Origin of the sequence: Pseudomonas mendocina, assembly GCA_037482215.1 — a bacterium.
Lineage (GTDB): Bacteria > Pseudomonadota > Gammaproteobacteria > Pseudomonadales > Pseudomonadaceae > Aquipseudomonas > Aquipseudomonas mendocina_E.
In genome coordinates, this window is record CP148074.1 from 3,135,755 (window position 1) to 3,154,867 (window position 19,113).

Here is a 19,113-nt window from a genome sequence, read left to right on the forward strand (position 1 = left end):
AGATCGCGCCCGCCAACGCGGGCGTTCAGCAATCACTGACGAGGATCATCATGTCTACCGCACTCGAAACCTACAAAACCGGCGTGTTCGACCTGACCCACAAACTGACCGTAGAAAAACACGGCCACACAGCACTGATCACCATCAACAACCCGCCAGCCAACACTTGGGACCGCGACTCTCTGATCGGCCTCAAGCAGCTGATGGAACACCTTAACCGCGACGATGATATCTACGCGCTGGTGATCACCGGCCAAGGCACTAAATTCTTCAGCGCAGGCGCCGACCTCAACCTGTTTGCCGATGGCGACAAAGCCCGCGCCCGCGAAATGGCACGCCGCTTCGGTGAGGCTTTTGAAGCCCTACGCGATTTCCGTGGCGTCTCCATCGCCGCCATCAACGGCTACGCCATGGGCGGTGGCCTTGAGTGCGCACTGGCTTGCGACATCCGCATTGCCGAACGCCAGGCACAAATGGCCCTGCCAGAAGCCACCGTCGGCCTGCTGCCTTGCGCAGGCGGCACCCAACACCTGCCATGGCTGGTGGGCGAAGGTTGGGCTAAGCGCATGATCCTGTGTGGCGAACGCGTAGACGCCGAAACCGCGCAACGCATTGGTCTGGTTGAGCAAGTGGTCGACACCGGCGAAGCCCGTAATCACGCCCTGCTGCTGGCCGCCAACGTCGCGCGGCAAAGCCCGGTTGCCGTGCGCACCATCAAACCGCTGATTCAAGGTGCCCGCGAGCGCGGACCGAACTCCTGGCTGAGCGAAGAGCGTGAACGCTTTGTCGACCTTTTTGACTCTGCCGACACCCGCGAAGGCGTGAATGCGTTTCTGGAAAAACGCGACGCCAAGTGGAACAACAAATAAGCGGAAGCCCCACCATGAATGTGCAATTTGAAACCTGTGCAGCGCAGCACGGCCAGTCCATCGGCATTGCTACGCTGGATGCAGAAAAGAGCCTGAACGCCTTGTCGATGCCGATGATTGAGGCATTGAGCGCGCAGCTCGACAAGTGGGCCGACGACCCGACCATTGCCTGCGTCATCCTTCGCGGCAATGGCCCTAAAGCGTTCTGCGCCGGCGGCGACGTGGTGCAACTGGTGCAACAATGCCGCGAGCATCCCGGCGAAGTACCGCCGTTGGCGCGGCGCTTCTTCGAGGATGAATACCGCCTCGACTACCGCATCCACACCTACCCCAAACCGCTGATCTGCTGGGCCCACGGCCACGTACTGGGTGGCGGTATGGGGCTGATGCAGGGCGCAGGCATTCGCATCGTGACACCGGGCAGCCGCCTCGGCATGCCAGAAGTGAACATCGGCCTGTACCCGGATGTGGGCGGCAGTTGGTTCCTCGCTCGCCTGCCGGGCAAACTCGGCCTGTTCCTCGGCCTGACCGCCAGCACCATCAACGCCCGCGACGCGCTGGATTTGAATCTGGCAGACCGCGTTCTGCTCGACACTCAGCAAGACGACCTGATCGCAGGGCTCAGCCAACTCAACTGGCACGACAACCCACAGGCGCAGCTGCACAGCCTGCTTAAAGCCCTGGAAGATGAGGCGCGCCCATCCCTGCCGGAAGCCCAATGGCTGCCGCGCCGCGAACGCATCGACGCCCTGCTCGACCAGTCCGATGTCGCCCATTGCTGGCAAGCGCTGACCGCCCTGCAAAACGACGAAGACGCTCTGATCGCCCGCGCAGCCAAGACTCTGGCCGCAGGCTCACCGCTGACAGCTCATCTGGTTTGGGAGCAAATCAAACGTGCCCGCCACCTGTCCCTGGCCGAAGTGTTCCGCATGGAGTACGCCATGAGCCTGAACTGCTGCCGCCACCCGGAATTCCCGGAAGGTGTGCGCGCCCGCCTCATCGACAAAGACCAGAAACCACACTGGCACTGGCCGGACGTCAGCAACATCGCCAGCGGCGTCATCGACGCACACTTCCAACCCGTATGGGACGGCCCACATCCCTTAGCGGACCTGTAATTCACAGACACTACCGGCAGGAGAATAACAATGACACACATCGCCTTTATCGGCCTCGGCCACATGGGCCTGCCTATGGCGCGCAACCTGCTCAAAGCAGGGTTTGCCGTTAAAGCTTTTGACCTGCAAAAAAACGCCGTTGAACAACTGGCCGCTGAAGGTGCCATTGCCGCCAGCAGCGCCGAGGATGCCGCACAAGGCGCCAGCGCGGTTGTCAGCATGCTGCCCGCCAGCCGCCATGTTGAGGGGCTCTACCTGGGTGAGAACGGCCTGTTCTCCAAACTGGCCCCCGGCACCTTGGTGCTGGAGTGCTCCACCATCGCGCCGGATGCCGCCCGCCATGTGCACGCAGCCGCCCGCGAACGCGGTATTGAGCTGCTGGATGCTCCTGTATCAGGCGGCACCGGCGGTGCAGCGGCCGGTACGCTGACCTTTATGATCGGCGGTGCAGCCAGCACCCTGGAAAAAGCCCGCAAGCTGTTCGAAGCCATGGGTAAAAACATCTTCCACGCAGGCCCGGAAGGTGCTGGCCAAGTCGCCAAAGTCTGCAACAACCAAGTGCTTGCCGTGCAGATGATCGCCACGTCTGAAGCCATGGCCATGGGCGTTGCCAATGGCTTGGACCCAGCCGTGCTGGCCGAGATCATGCGGCAAAGCTCCGGCGGCAACTGGACGCTGGAAAAATACAACCCGTGGCCCGGTGTCATGCCGCACGCCCCGGCATCCAACAACTACAGCGGCGGCTTTATGGCCGAACTGATGACCAAAGACCTCGGTCTGGCTCAGGAAGCCGCACAGGCCAGTGGCAACAGCACCCCAATGGGCGCCCTTGCCCTGCAGCTGTACCGCCTGCTGATCAAACAAGGCAAAGGCAAACAGGACTTCTCAGTCGTTCAACAGCTGTTTGTCGAATAAGCCCGCCCCACCACACGACGCCCCGCTCGGGGTGTCGTGCTTTATCGCATCCCCCTACTCACTTGCAGCTTGAGCCCAAGGTCAACACACTGGGCAAATTTGGGAATTTTGTTCCAGATAAAGTAATCTCGCAGTTTCGGGCAAGGCTGACTTCTGCCAAGAACAATAAAGGAGCGGATAAATGCTGTACGCAAAGCGCGACGAACAAGGCAATCTCCAACAGGTAGAAACAGCACCCTTCGCCGGGATGACCGAAGAGCTAGCTGTCGACAGCCCTGAAGCACAAGCCTGGTACGCCCAAAACAGCCTGCTGCAACTCAAGCAAAGTGACCTGGACATGATCCGGGTACTGGAAGACTTGATCGACGCGCTGATCCGCAAAGGCGTGGTCCGTATTACTGATCTGCCAGAAGCCGCACAAAGCAAACTGATCGGCCGAAGTAAAGCGCGGGACGCCCTCGGCGGCCTCAACCGCCTGATCAACGAAGACGAATCAGGGCTGATCTAAGCCCGGATCAAACGTCGTCTGCTTTGCGGCTAGAGCCGCACGCAGTCAGGTCGTAGGGCGGAACCGCATAGCGTTTCCGCCGTTGCGGTGTTGGCTGCGACGGCGTCCCCCGGATTACGCCTGCGGCTAATCCAGGCTACGGGGTTGGCCCGAAAGATTGCCAGATCAGCCTTCGCCTTGATGAATACCAAGACAACCGACCCTCGCCGCGTAGACTCAACGGCGCCTGACGCCTGTCATGCTATTCGCGGCTAAAGCCGCTCCCACAGAGCATTTCACTCACTGTAGGAGCGGTTTCAACCGCGAATTAGCGCACCGTCAGCGCTATGGCGTCCTCGCTGAAATCAAAGCAGCCGAGGAAGGTTTTCAGATCCAACAGATTGCCGCCGATCTTCACATCGCCCAGCAGCGCCCCTTTCAGTAAACCGTTCTCACCGCTCATCACAGTGTCCAGATAGGCCTTATCCAAGGTCAGCCTGAGCGTGGTGCCCTCAGCAATCCCCTTGTGCAGCTGAGCCACGCCACGACGCACTTCCAAAGTCCACTCCTCACCGATATCCGGGAAGACAAAAGCCAGACTCATGTGCACGTCGTTGGCCTTATCCGGATCAACCCGGGTGATCCAGTTCTGCAAAAACACCTCAGCCGGGAAGTTACGCAGCATGTCCGGTGACAGGAATGCACTGCGCAGCTCGGCCGACATCGCCTTCACTTCATCGCCTTGCAGTTTGCCTTCCAGCTCCATGGCACTCATCAGGTACCAGTTGCGCCAGTTGATATTCATACTGGCGTAGCCCAACTTACGAAAGCTGCGCGCTTTGATATCGCGGGCCATGGCGTCTTGCGGGTCAATCTGGATCAGGTAACTGGCCAGCTCTGCCGCCCATTGATAGTCACCTTTGAGATAACTTTGCCCAGCCGCCAGCATCACCTTCTCACGCCCGCCCATCAGCTCAGTCAGGCGCTCGGCCTTGTCTTTGGGTGGCAGTGGGTTTAGCGCCACCGGGTCCCCTTGGAACCAGCCTAAATAGCCGTTATAAATCTGCCGCACGCTGTGTTTCACCGTGCCGTAATACTCCCGCAGATACGGCGTATAACCGGCCAGGTGAGGCGGCAGTTTGACCTTCTCAACCAGCTCGTCCGGGGTCAGCCCTTTGTTCATCCAACGTACGCTCTGGTCGTGGATATAGGCGATGCCGTCGCGGCTCATGCGCAGCACCTCCTCCACCTTCTCAGCACCGGACACCGGCCTGCCGTGCAGCGGCACCATGTGCTCAGCCTTAAAGTCACGGAGCTTATCGATGCTCTCAACCCACAACACCGGGTCACGGAAACGCGTGCCACGCAACGTGTGAATATTCGGCAAGGTCGGCCCTTGGATCACCTCTGCGCTGACCAACACCCGATTGCCCGGCAGGTACACCACGATTTCATCCGGCGCCTCGCTGGGCACATGCAGAAATTGCAGATCCAACCCGGCGATGGTGGTATCCAGACGATCTTTGAAGGTCCGCGTCGGCGCGATAAAACTCGACGCCTCCGCCTTGCCCAATGGGCCAATGCCCGAGTTCATCTGCTCATGGTCAGCCCCCGGTAAAGCGACGCCAAAGCTGTAGCCGGAACGCACCGACAGAATCGGCCCCACCAGCGCCCCTTGCGCCACCACGTTCTGCAACAGCGTGTCATGGGCGATGATCTCAACCTCACCGCTCTTCACCTGCTCTTCAGTGACAAACGCCTTAACGCCGTTGATGTGATCTGGGTGGAAGTGGGTGTAAACCACCGCCTTGACCGGCTTGTCGGTGAGCTTGCGAAACTCCGCCATGATCCTGCGCGACTCACTGACCGACTCGCCAGTGTCCACGATGATCAAGCCTTCCGGCGCCTCGATCATCACCACGTTGCCCAGCTGCCAGCCCACAGCGGAATACACGCTGTCCGCCACCTTGTACACATGGGGGGCGAATAGTTTTCCATGGGCCGCTAACTCAGGGTGAATCGACGGTTTGATCTGCTCATCCGGCAGTGCGGCGTGTGCGCCCAAAGCACAGCTAAAGCTCAGTACAGCAACGGCCAATCGGCTTATGGAAATCATCGGGGATCACTCGTTCTTATTAGACCTTGGCAGACTGAGCAATCCGTACCAATAATTCCAATGCATTCCCAATCACAGAGTGATGCAAAAAACACATGAGCGATCTTCGTCAGCTTCGCCACTTTGTTGCCCTTGCCGAGCATGGCAACTTCGCCCGTGCCGCCGATGCCGTGCACTTGAGCCAGCCCGCGCTCAGCCGCAGCATCCAAGCGCTGGAGAGCAACCTCGGCTGCCGCCTGCTAGACCGCAACACGCGGGGCATCAGCCTCACCACCCACGGTGAATTGGTGCTGGAACATGCCCAACGCTTGTTGGCGGGCAATCGCGAGCTAAAGAACGCCGTCAGCCAGCTCGACAACCTAGAAGCCGGTGAGCTGCGTTTAGGTTCGGGGCCTTACCCGGCGGCACGGCTGATCCCCAATGCCATCGGGCGCATGGCCAAGCGTTACCCAAAGGTGCGCATTACGTTGCAGATCAATAACTGGCTGGAGTTGCGCGACCAGTTACTGGACAACGCACTGGAACTGTTTGTGGCCGACAGCCGTGAATTGCTCAACGACCCGCGCCTGAACGTTGAACCCCTGCGCCCTTACCGTGGCGTGATTTTCTGCCGCCCGGAACACCCGCTGCTGAGAAAACCCACCCCCACGCTTAACGACCTGTTCGACTACCCCATGGCCAGCACCCAGCTGCCGCAGGAAGTGCGCCAACACCTGCAAACCATCACCGCACGGGACGAGCCGCTGAGCATTCAGTGCGACAACTTTATGGTGCTGAAAACCTTGGTCGCCAGCAGCGATGTACTGAGCTTGGCACCTTGGGATGTAGTAGCCGAAGACATACAGACAGGTCGCCTGGCTAACCTACCCTTACCCGAAGTGATGATGGGCCAATCCGCCTACGCCCTGATCACTCAGGCCGGGCGCAGCCTGTCACCGGCTGCGCAGGCGATCCGCACAGAAATCCTGCGCGACGAACAACTGTTCAGTAGCCTTAACGACGCGTCTCCCAGCCCCTGACCTCACCACGGCGGTTGTCATAACGCTGCTTCGGCGGCGGTGGTGGCGGACGATGCTGATTACGCTGCTCGAAGGCGTTTCCCCACGAACGATCCGGATAGCGCGGGCTATTCCAGCCCTGCTGCATCGGCGGGCGATAGGCCCGTGGTGGCGGCGGTGGTGGTGCGTAGTGCCGGGGCGGCTGGCGGTAGTCATCACGGCGCGAGTCGTAATAACGCACCGGATAGCGCGGCGCCACATACACCGGAGCCCTGCGCACTTCATAGGCGGGCCCATAAGAGCGCTCGTAAACGGAATGGCCATAACTGCCACCATACACAGCACAACCAGTCAGCGAACCAACCAGCAACAACGGCAAAAACGAGTAATAGCGCATGGCGGCCTCCTAAGACCGCTAGACGGCGCCGACCCATGTCGGAACCAGGGCATTCACCCCAGCAAATAAGACACGAGTTCCACAAATAAGTGCGACGCAGCCCACAAAAAATTCTCAGCTATCGGCGCCCATAACAGCGCCCTCCGTGGGAACGGCTTCAGCCGTGAAGCTCTAATCCAATAACCCACCCCGCCGAAATTCGTGGCTAAAGCCCCTCCTCCAACAAGCCCGCCGCGCTACAATCCGCGCCATCGCCACCTGCAGCCGAATTCCGCCGTGTCCAAACAGCCCAACAACCCAGCCATCTGCCCGAGCTGCGGCAAAAGCAACCAATGCGCCCAAGCAGGTGCAGAAGCGCCGGTCAGCCATTGTTGGTGTTTTGATGTGACCATCGACCGGCAGCACCTGCCCGTACAGACAGGCGATAGCGTTGATTTAAGTTGCCTCTGCCCCGCCTGCGCACGTGGGCATAAAGCTGCCGACAGCGACAGCCAGTAGCCATGCGCCTGGATCGCCTGCTCAGCAGCCAACCCCACCTCAACCGCAAAAAAGTGCGCCAGCTCCTGCTGGAAGGTCGCGTGCAGGTGGATAACGCCACCATCACCGATGGCCTCTACAACATCAGCCAGTTCAACCGCGTAGAGCTGAACGGCGATGTGCTGCAACTCGGCAAACCCGCCCGCTACTTTATGCTGCACAAACCAGCTGGCGTGGTCAGCGCCACCGAACACCCCGAGCACCGCACCGTGCTGGACTTGCTGGATGAGCCGGACAAACACGACCTGCACCTGGCCGGGCGGCTGGACCTTAACACCAGCGGCCTGCTGATCATCACCAACGACGGCCAATGGTCCCGCCGCCTCACCGAACCGCGCAGCCGCTTGGGCAAGGTCTACCGCGTCGATACCGAACAGCCCATCACACAGGAATACGCCGACGTCTTCGCCCAAGGCCTGTACTTCGCCTACGAAGACCTCACCACCCTGCCCGCCGAACTGGAAATCCTCAGCAGCCACCAGGCCCTGCTCACCCTGCACGAAGGCCGCTACCACCAGGTCAAACGCATGTTCGGCCACTTCCAGAACAAGGTCATCGGCCTGCACCGTCTGAGCATGGGCGCCATCCAGCTAGACCCCAGCCTCGCCCCCGGCCAGTACCGCTCACTGACCGCCGCAGAAATCGCTAGCTGCTAAAACAGGCTGATAAATCAACGCCTTAAGACCGTGACGCTGATCAGACAAAAAACGCCGGGGCTTCTTTTTGCCAGCGACTTCCGGTATAAAGGGCACCCTCTGCGGGTGTCGTATAATGGTAATACCCTAGCTTCCCAAGCTAGAGCCGTGGGTTCGATTCCCATCACCCGCTCCACTTCGACTTTCCAGGGACTTCCACCGGAGTCCATAGAACACCGTAAGTCATTGTCAGAATTGAGGATTTTCACCCAGCCTCGATCCACTGACATCCAGCGAGAACCACTGACAACCGGCCCAAACTGGTACAAAAAGTGGCCCAAACAATGTGCGAGGTTCCCAATCCGCATTGTTGCTGGAGGAGCTGGCGCTAGAAGAGAACGATTGCATTCAACTCGCCTTCTGGAGTTGGACATATGCTCTCGGACCTCATGGCTCGGCAAGCCAAGGCCACCGGCAAGCCGTACTCGCTTGCCGATTTCGACGGCCTTTACCTCTACGTCTCCGCCATCGGCAGCAAGGTATGGCACTTCCGCTATTCCTGGCTGGGCAAGCGTGAGCGCATCACCTTTGGCGGCTATCCGGCCCTCTCCTTGAAACAGGCTCGCGACTTGCGTGAAGAGGCGCGGGCGCTGCTGGCCAAGGACATCAACCCGCACTCGGAACGCAAGCGCAAACGTCACGTGATTGTCCTGGCTGGCGAGCACACCTTCCAGACCATCTACGACAAATGGCTGGCCCACCGCAGCCTCTCTCTGGAAAATGAGGGCCGCCAAAGTACGCCCAAGCAGATCGGGCGCGTCTTCGCCAAGGACGTGTTTCCCGTATTGCGCCACCTGACCATCTACGACGTCACCCGCGCCCACCTGCTGGACATCATCGGCAGAGTGGAAAAGCGTGGCTCGCTGTCGGTGGCCGAGAAGCTGCGCACCTGGTTCAGCCAGCTATTCACCTACGCCTCGGTGGTGGTGCCCAACATGGGCGACAACCCGGCCAAGGATTTGGACGTGGTGGCGATGCCGCTGCCCCCGGTGGAGAACAATCCCTTTTTGCGCATGCCCGAGCTGCCGGCAATGCTGCAGACGTTGCGCAAGTACAGCGGTCGCCTGAATACGCAACTGGGTCTACGTCTGCTGCTGCTCACGGGCGTGCGCACCGGTGAATTGCGCTACGCCACGCCCGATCAGTTTGATCTGGAGCGCGGTCTGTGGATCATCCCGGTTGTCAGGCTCAAGCAACGCAAGCAGCTCACCAAGAAGAAGCGCCAGCGTTTCGCCGACATCCCGCCATACATCGTGCCACTGTCGTTGCAGGCACAAGAGGTCGTTCGTCATTTGCTGGGAAATCTGAAGCCAGCACAGGTGTATCTTATCCCCGGTGATTGGTGCCTGAAAAACCCTCTGAGCGAGAACACGCTCAATGGCGCGCTCAAGCGTATGGGCTATGAAGACCAACTCACTGGGCATGGCGTTCGCGCCACCATCTCGACTGCGCTCAATGAATTGGGGTATCCGCCCAAGTGGGTAGACGCCCAACTTTCGCATGCCGATCCGGATCGGATCAGCGCGACCTACAACCACGCCGAGTACGTCGAGCAACGCCGCGTCATGATGCAGGACTGGGCCGACCGGCTGGACTTGTTCGAGCAGAATCAGGTCGAAGTTGCCAGCACGCACTTGACCATCACGTTGCAGGGCCTGCCCACAATCGCCGGACAGGCGGCAGCGCAGCCGCCCGCCCTGAATCCAAACGCCCCTCAGTTGATCGTTGCGCCTGCACCCGATGCACCAGCGGTTCCAGCTTCCGTCTATCGACTTTCGGCGGTGCATCTGCCCGAGTACGCGCGACCCACGCTGTCAGAGGTGCAGCGCGAGCGCTTGCAATTGCTGGAGATATTCGAGGCATCCCACAACCTGTCGGTGGCCGATTACGCCAAGCTGGTTGGCAAGTCCCGCCGCTGGATCACTTACGAGATTCAGGCCGGCAATCTCCTGTCGATCCATCTGGGTCACCGTGGGCAGCGCGTCCCGGACTGGCAACTCGACCCCATCAAGCGCAAGCTGATTCAGGCTGTCCTGAAGCTGGTGCCGCGCGGTATCGACACCTGGCACATCTATCACGCACTGCTGCGGCCATACGATGCCCTGGGCAAGTGTCCAGTCATCGAGGCCGTCGATCCGACCAACCTGCATCTTGCAGCTCGACTGGTCGCCGCACATGCCATAGAAACCGATGAGCTTGCAGAGCAATCGGAGGCGTCTCCGGTGCTGGCCAGGCAGACTGTAGAGCGCCTGGTAAAAACGGCAATGTTGGTTGATATGCCCGAAGATCCCGTCGCCCGTTGAGCTGAGGCCGGGCGGCAGCACCGTCCGGTCAAGGTCAAAGGAGGGAACGTCGATCGCTTCGCATGGCCGCCCATCCGTCTTCTGCGCGGCCAACTCGCAATTTCCACGTTTTGGCAGGCAGCGTTTAGCGTCGGATCAGCGCTCGGCAGTCACCATAGGCGACTTCTCGGTAATGCTATCTCGCTATATCAGTATCTCGATCGGATATGACACCAGCGGATTTTCGTTGCCAATCTCAAGCCCCGATCAATAGATTCCGAGCGTTCGCCGCTTTTTGAAACCGCTGGCGCATCAGACCATACCGATACGGTTTTGCGAGAGCAGCCACTTCTCACGATCCTGATAGCGCAAGCGTCACTGTCGAGCCGCGACAGACGCTCGGTTTTCTTGTGCCCGATGGATTTTTGCACATCGAGCACACAACGCCTACTCGTTGCGCGAACTGATCAGAAGTCATCAAAAGCGGGCGTCATCACTCGCGTCTTGCGCGGACAACAGGCCGACCATGAGGACGGCTGCAAAAGCAGTCGGCCCTGTAGTTCTTCTCCTGGAAGGAGACGGAGCATGCACGAGAACAAAAATGATGCACCAACATCAAAGGTGTTCTACCGCCCGCTCGAAGCGTCCATCCGCTGGGCCGGACTGCTGCGATACGAGCAGGTGATCCTGGCTTCGGTCTCGTCGCCTATGGATCTGCCGCAGTCGCTGGACTGCCCGCGTTTGGGCGAACTGCGGCTGTACACCGACCGCATCTATGACGGCATCCTCAACGGGGAACTGCCCTTCGGGCAGCATGGCATCACGACACGCGACACCGCGTTGATCGAATCGCCTGATCTGACGGTACGCCATGTCGATCTGAAGTGCTGGATGCGCCAGCACTACCCCGAGCAGCGGCCCGGCTTTCTCTTCTCCCGCAGCGAGCGCATCATCCATCCCTTCATCTCCCTAGAAACAGGGCAAGCCATGCTGGTCGAACGCCAGGCTTTGAAATCCGCCCTGGAACAGACCAAACGTCAGCTTCGCGAGTTGCAGGACAAGCATGACGCGCTGCTCAAGCAGTCCACGGTGATTTCGGCATGCGCGCAGTGTCCGATCAGTGATCGGGCCGAGGCCACCTACCTGAACATCGTTGGCGGCCTGTTAGAGCTGATGCTCGGCCAGTCGCCATCGGGCACGCCGTACTCCAGCTTCAAGACGCAGGAGGCCGTGGTCAGCGCGCTGGTCGCCCATCACAGCGGCGCCATGGGTATCGCGGAGCGGACATTGAACGGCAAGTTCGCCACCGCCAGGCGCCGGTTGCGTAGCGCCTCCCGCTGAGATTTGCCAGCTTGTATGTGCAGTAGCGGAGATTGCATTTGCAATGTCTTTTCGCTGCCGTGTCTATTGAATAGAGGTCACGCCAACAAACGCCACTGAGCGTTCAGGAGTGACCGCCATGTCGCAAACACCTGTACTGCCGCCAAACGAGCGCCGCATCCTGCGCCTGGAAGAAGTCGAAGCGAAATCCGGTTTCAAGCGCGCCCACATCTACAACCTGATGAAGAAACGCCAGTTCCCGCAAGCGCTGCGTCTGGGCGTGCGCGCCGTGGGCTGGGACTCCATCGAAATCGATCAGTGGATCGACGAGCGCGTCAACAACCGGGCCTGATCCGTTCTCCCGCGGACTTTCCATCCTCATACGGAGAACACCATGCAGGTCGTATCCATCATTTCAACCAAAGGCGGGGTCGGCAAGACCACCACGGCCGCAAACCTGGGCGGTCTCGCTGCGGACGCCGGACTGCGCGTGCTGCTGCTCGATCTCGATGTGCAGCCCACCTTGTCCTCCTACTATGAGCTGGCTCACCGCGCGCCCGGCGGCATCTATGAATTGCTGGCCTTCAACGAGCGCGACCTCGACCAGCTTGTGTCCCGCACGATCATCGCGGGCCTGGACTTGGTGCTCTCCAACGACCACCGAGGAGAACTGAACACTTTGCTGCTGCATGCGCCAGACGGGCGCCTGCGGCTGCGGCATCTGCTGCCGATACTGAACCCCCTCTACGACCTGGTGCTGATCGACACCCAGGGCGCGCGCTCGGTGCTGCTGGAGATGGCGGTGCTTGCCTCCGACCTCGCGCTGTCGCCCGTGACTCCGGAAATCCTCGCCGCCCGCGAACTGCGGCGCGGCACCATGCAGTTGCTGGAGGACATTGCACCATACCGGCACCTGGGTATCGGGCCGCCGCCGCTGTACCTGCTCATCAACCGCGTCCATCCGGTGTCCGCCAACGCCCGGCTGATCCAGCAGGCGCTGCGCGATCTTTTCCAGGGCCACACCGACATTCGGATTCTGGCCACCGACGTACCGGCCATTGAGGCTTATCCGCGTGCTGCGACGCGCGGCCTGCCGGTGCATCGGGTCGAGTACCGCCAACCAGTGGGCAGAGTCGCTCCCGCCGCGCTCGCCACCATGCGCGATCTTGCCGGCGAATTGCTCCCGCAGTGGCAGGATCGATTTGCCGCCGTGCCCGGCCGTCCGCTACAGCCTCTTGATACCAGGAGGTCCCATGGCCAACGCACATGAACTGGCCCGAGGCCACAGCCGGCTGCGCGCCCTGATCGAGTTCGCCGTCGATGAAGGCTGGCACGTCAAGCGCACGGCGGGCGGTCACCTCAAGTTCACCAAGGCAGGCTGCGCCGCGATCTACACCAGTTCGACGGCCAGCGATCACCGGGCAGCCCTCAACGCCCGTGCGCAGATCCGTCGTGCTGAGCGCGAGACCCGGTCCCAAGCGCAGGGGGGCGGCCATGACTGAGATCACCTCCCAGCAGATGGCCGGCAAACTGCTTGCATCCGGGTTCGAGCGCAGCGGCCCGTCAGCAACGTCCTTGAGCGACCCGATCGCCGACACGCCCATGGTCGTGACCCTGGACCAGTTGCGCCCCTACGACCACGACCCGCGCAAGAAGCGCAATCCGGTGTACGAGGAAATCAAGGCATCCATCCGCGAGCGTGGTCTGGACGCGGCACCGGCCATCACCCGGCGGCCCGGCGACGATCACTACATCATCCGCAATGGCGGCAACACGCGACTGGCAATCCTGCGCGAACTCTGGTCGGAGACCAGGGACGAACGATTTTTTCGGGTCTCATGCCTGTTCCGCCCGTGGCCCGAGCGTGGCGAGATCGTCGCGCTCACCGGGCATCTTGCGGAAAACGAACTGCGCGGTGGCCTCACCTTCATCGAGCGCGCTTTGGGCGTCGAGAAAGCGCGCGAGTTCTACGAACTGGAAAGCGGCTCCCCCCTGAGCCAGTCCGAGCTGGCCCGCCGCCTGGCCGCCGATGGATACCCCGTGCAGCAGTCGCACATCAGCCGGATGGCCGACGCCGTACGCTACCTGCTGCCCGCAATCCCGACCGTGCTCTACGCCGGCCTGGGGCGTCACCAGGTCGAGCGGTTGTCGGTCATGCGCAAGGCCTGCGAGCGCACCTGGGAGCATTACGCCAAAGGCCGCTCACTGGTGCAGGAATTCGACGAGTTCTTTCAGGAAGTGCTGTCGCAATTCGATGCCCAGGCCGACGAATTCTCTGCGCAACGCGTACAGGACGAACTGATCGGCCAGATGACCGAATTGCTGGGTGTTGATTACGACGTGCTCGCTCTAGACATGACCGAATCCGAGAGCCGCCAGCGTGCCTTGGTCAGCGAGCCGACGCCGCCCTCGACGCCGCCCGCCTTGCCAGAGCCAGAAGCCATCGCGCGCCCTCCTGCCGATACTGCGCCACCTGATGCGAGGCCGACGGCAACGCCCTCGACGGGCGAGAGCGACGCGGATGCCAGTCATTCGGGCGCGGTCAGTCCGGCGGCAGATGGCGACCTGCTTCGGGAGCACATTGTTTCCCCGGCGCCGACAACGGAGCGACTTGAGTCCATCCAACGCATGGTCGCCGACCAGTTGGGCGATGCGCTGCCGCCCACCTTCTCAGCGAACGTCTTGCAGTCCATCCCGGTGCAGGCCGGCGGGCTCTATCCGATCTCGGATGTCTGGTACATCACCCCTGGCCTGGACACACCCGAGCACCTGCGCATCCACATCGCGCAGTTTGCCCGCGAGATTGCGGTCGAGGCAGACCTGGGCGAGTGCATCGATGACCGCCCAGACGGCATCGGCTTCGCCTGCCGCGCTCGCACCACAAACCCAGCGCCGCTGGGCCGTGCCGTCCATGCGCTGTTAGCTTGCCTGGCCGATCAGCAGCCCGCCGACGTCGGTCTGGACAACGGGAAACTCGTCATCGACCTGCCGGCGCTGCTGCACGGCCAGGGCGACGTAACCCGACGATTGAGCGACACCGCGCTGGTCAAGCTGTTTCGCCTGCTGCGACTGGCCCGCCGCCTGCTCGATCTCGAAGCCGGCGCTGCGGACTCTGGAACCTAAGCGAGGGAGGCCAGCATGTCCACAGCACACCCACTCAACCAGGCTGTCATCGCCCAGGCCCTCTATGACCTGCGCAATGGGCAACTGCGCCGCTGCAAACTGATGGGGTTTGGCGAGGCAGAGCTGGACGCCCTCAAGCATCCCGCGCTGATCAGCGTGCTGGCCAATGCCAACGTCTCCTGGTGCTCAGTGACGGTCAACCGCGAAGTGCTGCGGCGGCTGCTCCAGCAGGCGCAGGACGTGGAGAAGGAAATCGCCACAGTCGATCGCATGCTCAGGCTGGGCGCGAGCACGGAGATGGTCAGCAAGTTCTATGGTTTGACGCATCAGGAAGTGGCACTTCGCCGTGAAATCCTCGGTCTGCCCAAACGCAAGGGTCGGCACCCCGTGCTGGACGAGGAGCAGGACACGGAGCTGTGGCGGCAATGGAAGGCCGTGACCAACAGCAGAACGGTCGATCTCGAAGACGAAACCTCCATCCTCGATGCCGCCATGGACTTGGCCGAAGGCATGTCGCTGCCTCTGTCGGTGGTCTGGGCCTCGATCAAGAGCTGGGTCGATCAGGGATTGGCTTGAGTCATGGCCGTGGACGACACCGCACCACGAGTCCGACGCCAAGGCCCCATCGCACTCGCAGAGCTGTTCGATGCTGCGCTGAAAGACCTTGCGCCCAAGCCCGCCCCCAGCACACCTGCGTCTACACCTGCACAGTCGCCCACGCCTACCTCCGGCGATGCTTTCCTGTTCAGTGGCAACCGGCACGAGACGGTGCCACGCAAGCTGTTCCTCGACCGCCGCTTGACGCCGCTGGAACGAAACGCCTGGCAAGTGTTCCGGCTGATGCTCAACGACGATGGCGTGACCGCATTCCCCACCTACGAGCAGTTGCGGCCCTGGCTGGCGTCCATGCCCTGCGCAGGGCAGGCCTCGCATGAAACCGTGGCACGGGCGCTGACACTGATGCGCCTGACCCGCTGGCTGAGCCTGGTTCGGCGACGGCGTGACCCCAAGACCGGCCGCATCCTCGGCAATCTGTACGTGCTGCACGACGAACCCCTGACACCGTTCGAGGCCATGCAGCTCGACCCGGACTACCTGCAACTCGTCAGCCAGGCACTCGGCCATTCTGCCAAGGCCGTGCAGATCGTGGGCCTGCACACGCTCAAGGAAATCGGCGAAGACCCATTACTGGTCGGACGCACCCTCCCGTCACGGTTGCAGGTGATGGCCGAACGTCTCGCCAACCAGGACCTCACGGCCAGCGATAGTTATCCACAGGAAGACGCCATTCACGATTCCGAAGAAGGGGCTCCGAGCCTTCTTCGGAATCGTGAACGACCCGCTACGGATTCCGAAGCAGGGTCGGAACCCGCGCCAGACGTCTCTCTTCGGAATCCGAAGCAGGCCCGTACAGTACGTAGTAGTTGTATTAATGAAATACGTACTACTGCGCAGGCGCGCGCGCTGGACGATCTGCAATGGCCCAAGCGCTTTGCGCAACTGAAGGCGGAACAGCAGGCGGGTGCCAAGGTGGCATTGCAGCAGGTTGATGCCTCGCTGAGGCAGGACGTGCTGGACGAATGGGCCGCGCGTTGTAGCAACCACGGCATCCGCAATCCCGCTGGGTATCTATTCGGCATCATCCAGCGAGCTATCCACGGCGAGTTCAATGCCTGGGCCAAGAAAGACCCGCCACCGGCACCCGCTCCGCCAAACGAACGGCCACCACCCACACCGCCGGCCCAAACGCAGGGTAAGCCGGTGCCACCAGAAGTCGCCAGGCAGCACATCGAGCGGCTGCGAGATCTGCTCGCCAGCAAGTGAGCCGGCCGACAAGGCCGTGAAGTGGACGCCCATGGATGCCAATAGAGCTATCCCCTGGGGATAGTTCCACCGTTGGGGCGGATGCCGTGCAGTCGCAAGCCTGGCCTCGAACATCTGCAGCAGCATCGGCGTTGTCCGCCCTGATCCCGACGTGCAGCGTTCGTTGGCGCTCCATGGAGCTATCCCCAGGGGATAGCTCGCGCCGCAGGCGGCCACCACGCGCTGAACCGGGGTCTGGCAGGTTTCGGTTTGTTGACTGACGGCCTTCCGCTTCCTGCCGAAGCTGACCGCTCCTTTCCACACAACGAGCGGACACCATGGCAACCAATGAACCTCTGCAACTGAATCTCGGCTCCCTGCGCAGCGCGATGTCGCTGACGCTTCACACGCACCACGCTTCGCGCATCTGGCATGGCCGTGCCGCCGCCGAGGGGCGACCGGGCATCGTTGGCCTGAACGGCTACATCGCCCAAATGAACAAGATGCGGCGCGGTTCGGAACAGGACGACCCGTACTCGGATTGGTGGATGCTGCGCATCGAGGTCAAGCTCGACCAGACCAAGACCACGCTGCAATCGCTGCGCGAGCAGGTGGATCAGGCGCTGGCGAGCGTGCCGCCGGCACTCAGCCTGGGCGAAAACCTCAACGTGCAGCCCGTCAAGTTGCCGCTGTTCGTCAATGCGCAGCTCGGCTTTGCCGCCGTCTATCTGCTGGCCGACTACGACGACATCGCCCGCAAACTGATCCTCGCCCACCACACGGCGCTCATCGACCGCAGCACCTTGGAGCGCTGGCTCAACGAGGGCGCCCATGCACTGCGCAGCCTGTTCTCGCTGGCCCAGCAATACCGCTATTCGGGCTGCACGCGCGACGACTTCGTATCAAAGAACGCCGCAGCACGGGCGGCGTTGGAGAAATTCGGCGAACTGCCGCAGGACGTGTTGGAAGGCACGCGCCGCTCGAAGTTCGCGCCGCCCATCGTGCGCCGTGGCCTGCAACAGCGTGCTGAGAGTCCTGCTGCAGCGCCTGCCCACAACGACGCGGCCACCACCGACGAGCCCGCCACTGACGCAGCACCCGAAGTCAGCGCCGGCGAGGTCGAGGGCGAGCAGGCATGAGCGATCCGAATCGCGAACCCCGTTACTTCCAGGGCCTGCAACAGGCTGCCTTCATGAAGCTGGAACACGCTGCCTCTCTAAAAGGCCTTTTGAAGCCTTTTAAGGGTAAGGGGGATCTTGAGGCCTGGGCCAGCCAGTGCTTCGCCATGCGCGACGAGTTGATTGGCTTGACGCAGCGGCAGGTGCTGCAACAGGCAGTCGGGCATCCCTTCCACCTGCTGCCCGTGGAGTTGGCCCAGCAAACCACTGGCGCAGGCACGGCGTTTTTGCGCTGGCGCAAGCACGACCGCTCAGCCATGGGCGTAGCCCTGTGGCAGGAATTGATGGCGAGCACCGGCACGCCGGTCAACTTGCTGGCCGAGCTGCACGCGATCGAGCTTCAGCGCATCACGCTGAACATGCAGATCAGCCTGTTGCACACCTTGGGCAGGCAGGCCCAGGAGTGCGCCAGCAAGGCCGCCAAGGCGGAAGACGCCTACCTGCGCAGGCTCAAGTCCATCCCACCTGGAATGCGTGATCGGTGATTGCACCGGACACCCCAGTACACGCCCGGCACCGACGTGGCACGGGTATTTCAACCACCATGGAGATTGCAACATGAGCACGCATTTTTGGGGCGAAGGCAACATTGGCTCCCCGCCCGAGTACCGGGAGTTCCCCAACGGCAACGACGAGCCGCGGCGCTTGCTGCGGTTGAACGTGTATTTCGACAACCCCATTCCCACCAAAGGCGGTGACTTCGAGGATCGCGGCGGCTTCTGGGCACCGGTGGAAATCTGGCACCGCGACGCCGCGCACTGGAAGAACCTCTACCAGAAGGGCATGCGCGTCCTGGTCGTCGGACGCATGGAGCGCGAACCCTGGACGGACAACGAGGATCAGCCGCGCGAAACCTGGCAGATCAACGCGCGCAGCGTTGGCATCCTGCCGTTCCGCGTCGAGTCCGTGACCCTCAGCCCCAAGACCGCGCAGGACGCGCAGCCGAAGCCCCAAGCAGCCCAGGAACCGGCTGCGCCGAAGGAGGTCAAGCGCAGGAAGTGATCCGGCATGGAGGCGGTTGCGGTGCTTCGCTGCTATCCATGCACCTGCGAGCTATCCCCAGGGGATAGCTCCATCAACGTCCACCGGCTTCCACGCGCTCCCGAAAATCGCGGCTCCCGGCCCGCACACCCCAGCTGCACGCCATCTCCGCCCCAGCCATTCCATCCCGTGAAAGTGGTCGCCACCGCTTGCGACTTGTTTGCTGTTGCCCCTGGCGGTGCCCGGCATCCTCGATTCCAGCAACTCAATGAACCACGGAAATCGGATGGACGG

The 19,113-nt window shown here is 61.6% G+C and carries 20 protein-coding genes and 1 tRNA gene; 19 read left to right on the forward strand and 2 right to left on the reverse strand.

What is annotated here, in order from left to right; translation table 11 throughout:
• The first annotated feature begins 50 nt into the window (after positions 1–50).
• The 4 genes from WG219_14635 to WG219_14650 all read left to right on the forward strand — a co-directional run bounded on the left by WG219_14635 (position 51) and on the right by WG219_14650 (position 3,410).
• Entirely contained in the window at positions 51–869 is an 819-nt protein-coding gene (locus tag WG219_14635) for an enoyl-CoA hydratase (protein WXL24550.1), read from the forward strand.
• A gap of 14 nt (positions 870–883) precedes the next feature.
• Positions 884–1,987 (forward strand): enoyl-CoA hydratase/isomerase family protein, encoded by a 1,104-nt coding sequence (locus WG219_14640; GenBank protein ID WXL24551.1) that lies wholly within the window; start codon positions 884–886, stop codon positions 1,985–1,987.
• 30 nt (positions 1,988–2,017) lie between these two features.
• Complete coding sequence (gene mmsB, locus WG219_14645; GenBank protein WXL24552.1) at positions 2,018–2,902, forward strand: 3-hydroxyisobutyrate dehydrogenase; 885 nt, start codon at positions 2,018–2,020, stop codon at positions 2,900–2,902.
• Between the two features lie 181 nt (positions 2,903–3,083).
• Positions 3,084–3,410 carry a tryptophan synthase subunit beta gene (locus tag WG219_14650; protein WXL24553.1) on the forward strand — a complete coding sequence of 109 codons (327 nt, stop codon included), beginning with the start codon at positions 3,084–3,086 and terminating at the stop codon, positions 3,408–3,410.
• 307 nt (positions 3,411–3,717) lie between these two features.
• On the opposite strand, the gene WG219_14655 is transcribed toward WG219_14650, so the two are convergent.
• Positions 3,718–5,505 carry an alkyl sulfatase dimerization domain-containing protein gene (locus WG219_14655; protein ID WXL24554.1) on the reverse strand — a complete coding sequence of 596 codons (1,788 nt, stop codon included), beginning with the start codon at positions 5,503–5,505 and terminating at the stop codon, positions 3,718–3,720.
• A 95-nt stretch (positions 5,506–5,600) separates the two neighbouring features.
• Here WG219_14655 and WG219_14660 point away from each other — a divergent pair, with 95 nt between their 5' ends.
• A complete protein-coding gene (locus WG219_14660; protein ID WXL24555.1) occupies positions 5,601–6,524 on the forward strand; it encodes a LysR family transcriptional regulator in 924 nt (307 codons plus the stop codon).
• On the opposite strand, the gene WG219_14665 is transcribed toward WG219_14660, so the two are convergent.
• The gene (locus tag WG219_14665; GenBank protein ID WXL24556.1) at positions 6,499–6,900 is read right to left on the reverse strand and encodes a hypothetical protein; all 402 of its coding nucleotides are present in this window, start codon (positions 6,898–6,900) and stop codon (positions 6,499–6,501) included. The two genes, WG219_14660 and WG219_14665, sit on opposite strands and share 26 nt — an antisense overlap.
• A 276-nt stretch (positions 6,901–7,176) precedes the next feature.
• Here WG219_14665 and WG219_14670 point away from each other — a divergent pair, with 276 nt between their 5' ends.
• From WG219_14670 to WG219_14735, 14 genes are all read left to right on the forward strand, one after another.
• Positions 7,177–7,398: a cysteine-rich CWC family protein gene (locus tag WG219_14670; GenBank protein ID WXL24557.1), complete on the forward strand. Its 222-nt coding sequence runs from the start codon at positions 7,177–7,179 to the stop codon at positions 7,396–7,398.
• 2 nt (positions 7,399–7,400) lie between these two features.
• Positions 7,401–8,093, forward strand: coding sequence for a pseudouridine synthase (locus tag WG219_14675; GenBank protein ID WXL24558.1), 693 nt, complete (start codon positions 7,401–7,403; stop codon positions 8,091–8,093).
• Positions 8,094–8,194: 101 nt separating this feature from the next.
• Positions 8,195–8,268: transfer RNA gene (locus WG219_14680), tRNA-Gly, on the forward strand.
• Positions 8,269–8,506: 238 nt separating this feature from the next.
• Entirely contained in the window at positions 8,507–10,435 is a 1,929-nt protein-coding gene (locus WG219_14685) for an integrase arm-type DNA-binding domain-containing protein (protein WXL24559.1), read from the forward strand.
• Positions 10,436–10,999: 564 nt separating this feature from the next.
• Positions 11,000–11,755 carry a hypothetical protein gene (locus WG219_14690; protein ID WXL24560.1) on the forward strand — a complete coding sequence of 252 codons (756 nt, stop codon included), beginning with the start codon at positions 11,000–11,002 and terminating at the stop codon, positions 11,753–11,755.
• A 118-nt stretch (positions 11,756–11,873) separates the two neighbouring features.
• Positions 11,874–12,086, forward strand: a complete 213-nt coding sequence (locus tag WG219_14695) for an AlpA family transcriptional regulator (GenBank protein ID WXL24561.1) — start codon at positions 11,874–11,876, stop codon at positions 12,084–12,086.
• Between the two features lie 42 nt (positions 12,087–12,128).
• Complete coding sequence (locus WG219_14700; protein ID WXL24562.1) at positions 12,129–13,004, forward strand: ParA family protein; 876 nt, start codon at positions 12,129–12,131, stop codon at positions 13,002–13,004.
• Positions 12,988–13,236 carry a type II toxin-antitoxin system HicA family toxin gene (locus WG219_14705; GenBank protein WXL24563.1) on the forward strand — a complete coding sequence of 83 codons (249 nt, stop codon included), beginning with the start codon at positions 12,988–12,990 and terminating at the stop codon, positions 13,234–13,236. The genes WG219_14700 and WG219_14705 overlap by 17 nt, the downstream gene beginning before the upstream one ends.
• Positions 13,229–14,857, forward strand: coding sequence for a ParB family protein (locus WG219_14710; GenBank protein ID WXL24564.1), 1,629 nt, complete (start codon positions 13,229–13,231; stop codon positions 14,855–14,857). Before WG219_14705 ends, WG219_14710 begins: the two co-directional genes overlap by 8 nt.
• A gap of 15 nt (positions 14,858–14,872) precedes the next feature.
• On the forward strand, positions 14,873–15,433 hold the full coding sequence (locus tag WG219_14715; protein WXL24565.1) for a DUF2857 domain-containing protein: 561 nt from the start codon (positions 14,873–14,875) through the stop codon (positions 15,431–15,433).
• Between the two features lie 3 nt (positions 15,434–15,436).
• Positions 15,437–16,681 carry an STY4528 family pathogenicity island replication protein gene (locus WG219_14720; GenBank protein WXL24566.1) on the forward strand — a complete coding sequence of 415 codons (1,245 nt, stop codon included), beginning with the start codon at positions 15,437–15,439 and terminating at the stop codon, positions 16,679–16,681.
• Positions 16,682–16,998: 317 nt separating this feature from the next.
• Positions 16,999–17,799: a TIGR03761 family integrating conjugative element protein gene (locus WG219_14725; GenBank protein WXL24567.1), complete on the forward strand. Its 801-nt coding sequence runs from the start codon at positions 16,999–17,001 to the stop codon at positions 17,797–17,799.
• Complete coding sequence (locus WG219_14730; protein ID WXL24568.1) at positions 17,796–18,323, forward strand: DUF3158 family protein; 528 nt, start codon at positions 17,796–17,798, stop codon at positions 18,321–18,323. The genes WG219_14725 and WG219_14730 overlap by 4 nt, the downstream gene beginning before the upstream one ends.
• Before the next feature lie 73 nt (positions 18,324–18,396).
• Complete coding sequence (locus WG219_14735; protein ID WXL24569.1) at positions 18,397–18,840, forward strand: single-stranded DNA-binding protein; 444 nt, start codon at positions 18,397–18,399, stop codon at positions 18,838–18,840.
• Positions 18,841–19,113 lie beyond the last annotated feature (273 nt).

Bases quoted from the DNA above. Each gene is read 5' to 3' on its own strand.
- WG219_14720 (WXL24566.1), top strand. From the start codon at position 15,437: ATGGCCGTGGACGACACCGCACCACGAGTCCGACGCCAAGGCCCCATC.
- WG219_14710 (WXL24564.1), top strand. From the start codon at position 13,229: ATGACTGAGATCACCTCCCAGCAGATGGCCGGCAAACTGCTTGCATCC.
- WG219_14640 (WXL24551.1), top strand. From the start codon at position 884: ATGAATGTGCAATTTGAAACCTGTGCAGCGCAGCACGGCCAGTCCATC.
- WG219_14690 (WXL24560.1), top strand. From the start codon at position 11,000: ATGCACGAGAACAAAAATGATGCACCAACATCAAAGGTGTTCTACCGC.
- WG219_14635 (WXL24550.1), top strand. From the start codon at position 51: ATGTCTACCGCACTCGAAACCTACAAAACCGGCGTGTTCGACCTGACC.
- WG219_14685 (WXL24559.1), top strand. From the start codon at position 8,507: ATGCTCTCGGACCTCATGGCTCGGCAAGCCAAGGCCACCGGCAAGCCG.
- WG219_14660 (WXL24555.1), top strand. From the start codon at position 5,601: ATGAGCGATCTTCGTCAGCTTCGCCACTTTGTTGCCCTTGCCGAGCAT.
- mmsB (WXL24552.1), top strand. From the start codon at position 2,018: ATGACACACATCGCCTTTATCGGCCTCGGCCACATGGGCCTGCCTATG.
- WG219_14715 (WXL24565.1), top strand. From the start codon at position 14,873: ATGTCCACAGCACACCCACTCAACCAGGCTGTCATCGCCCAGGCCCTC.
- WG219_14700 (WXL24562.1), top strand. From the start codon at position 12,129: ATGCAGGTCGTATCCATCATTTCAACCAAAGGCGGGGTCGGCAAGACC.
- WG219_14675 (WXL24558.1), top strand. From the start codon at position 7,401: ATGCGCCTGGATCGCCTGCTCAGCAGCCAACCCCACCTCAACCGCAAA.
- WG219_14735 (WXL24569.1), top strand. From the start codon at position 18,397: ATGAGCACGCATTTTTGGGGCGAAGGCAACATTGGCTCCCCGCCCGAG.
- WG219_14725 (WXL24567.1), top strand. From the start codon at position 16,999: ATGGCAACCAATGAACCTCTGCAACTGAATCTCGGCTCCCTGCGCAGC.
- WG219_14650 (WXL24553.1), top strand. From the start codon at position 3,084: ATGCTGTACGCAAAGCGCGACGAACAAGGCAATCTCCAACAGGTAGAA.
- WG219_14665 (WXL24556.1), bottom strand. From the start codon at position 6,900: ATGCGCTATTACTCGTTTTTGCCGTTGTTGCTGGTTGGTTCGCTGACT.
- WG219_14695 (WXL24561.1), top strand. From the start codon at position 11,874: ATGTCGCAAACACCTGTACTGCCGCCAAACGAGCGCCGCATCCTGCGC.
- WG219_14730 (WXL24568.1), top strand. From the start codon at position 17,796: ATGAGCGATCCGAATCGCGAACCCCGTTACTTCCAGGGCCTGCAACAG.
- WG219_14705 (WXL24563.1), top strand. From the start codon at position 12,988: ATGGCCAACGCACATGAACTGGCCCGAGGCCACAGCCGGCTGCGCGCC.
- WG219_14655 (WXL24554.1), bottom strand. From the start codon at position 5,505: ATGATTTCCATAAGCCGATTGGCCGTTGCTGTACTGAGCTTTAGCTGT.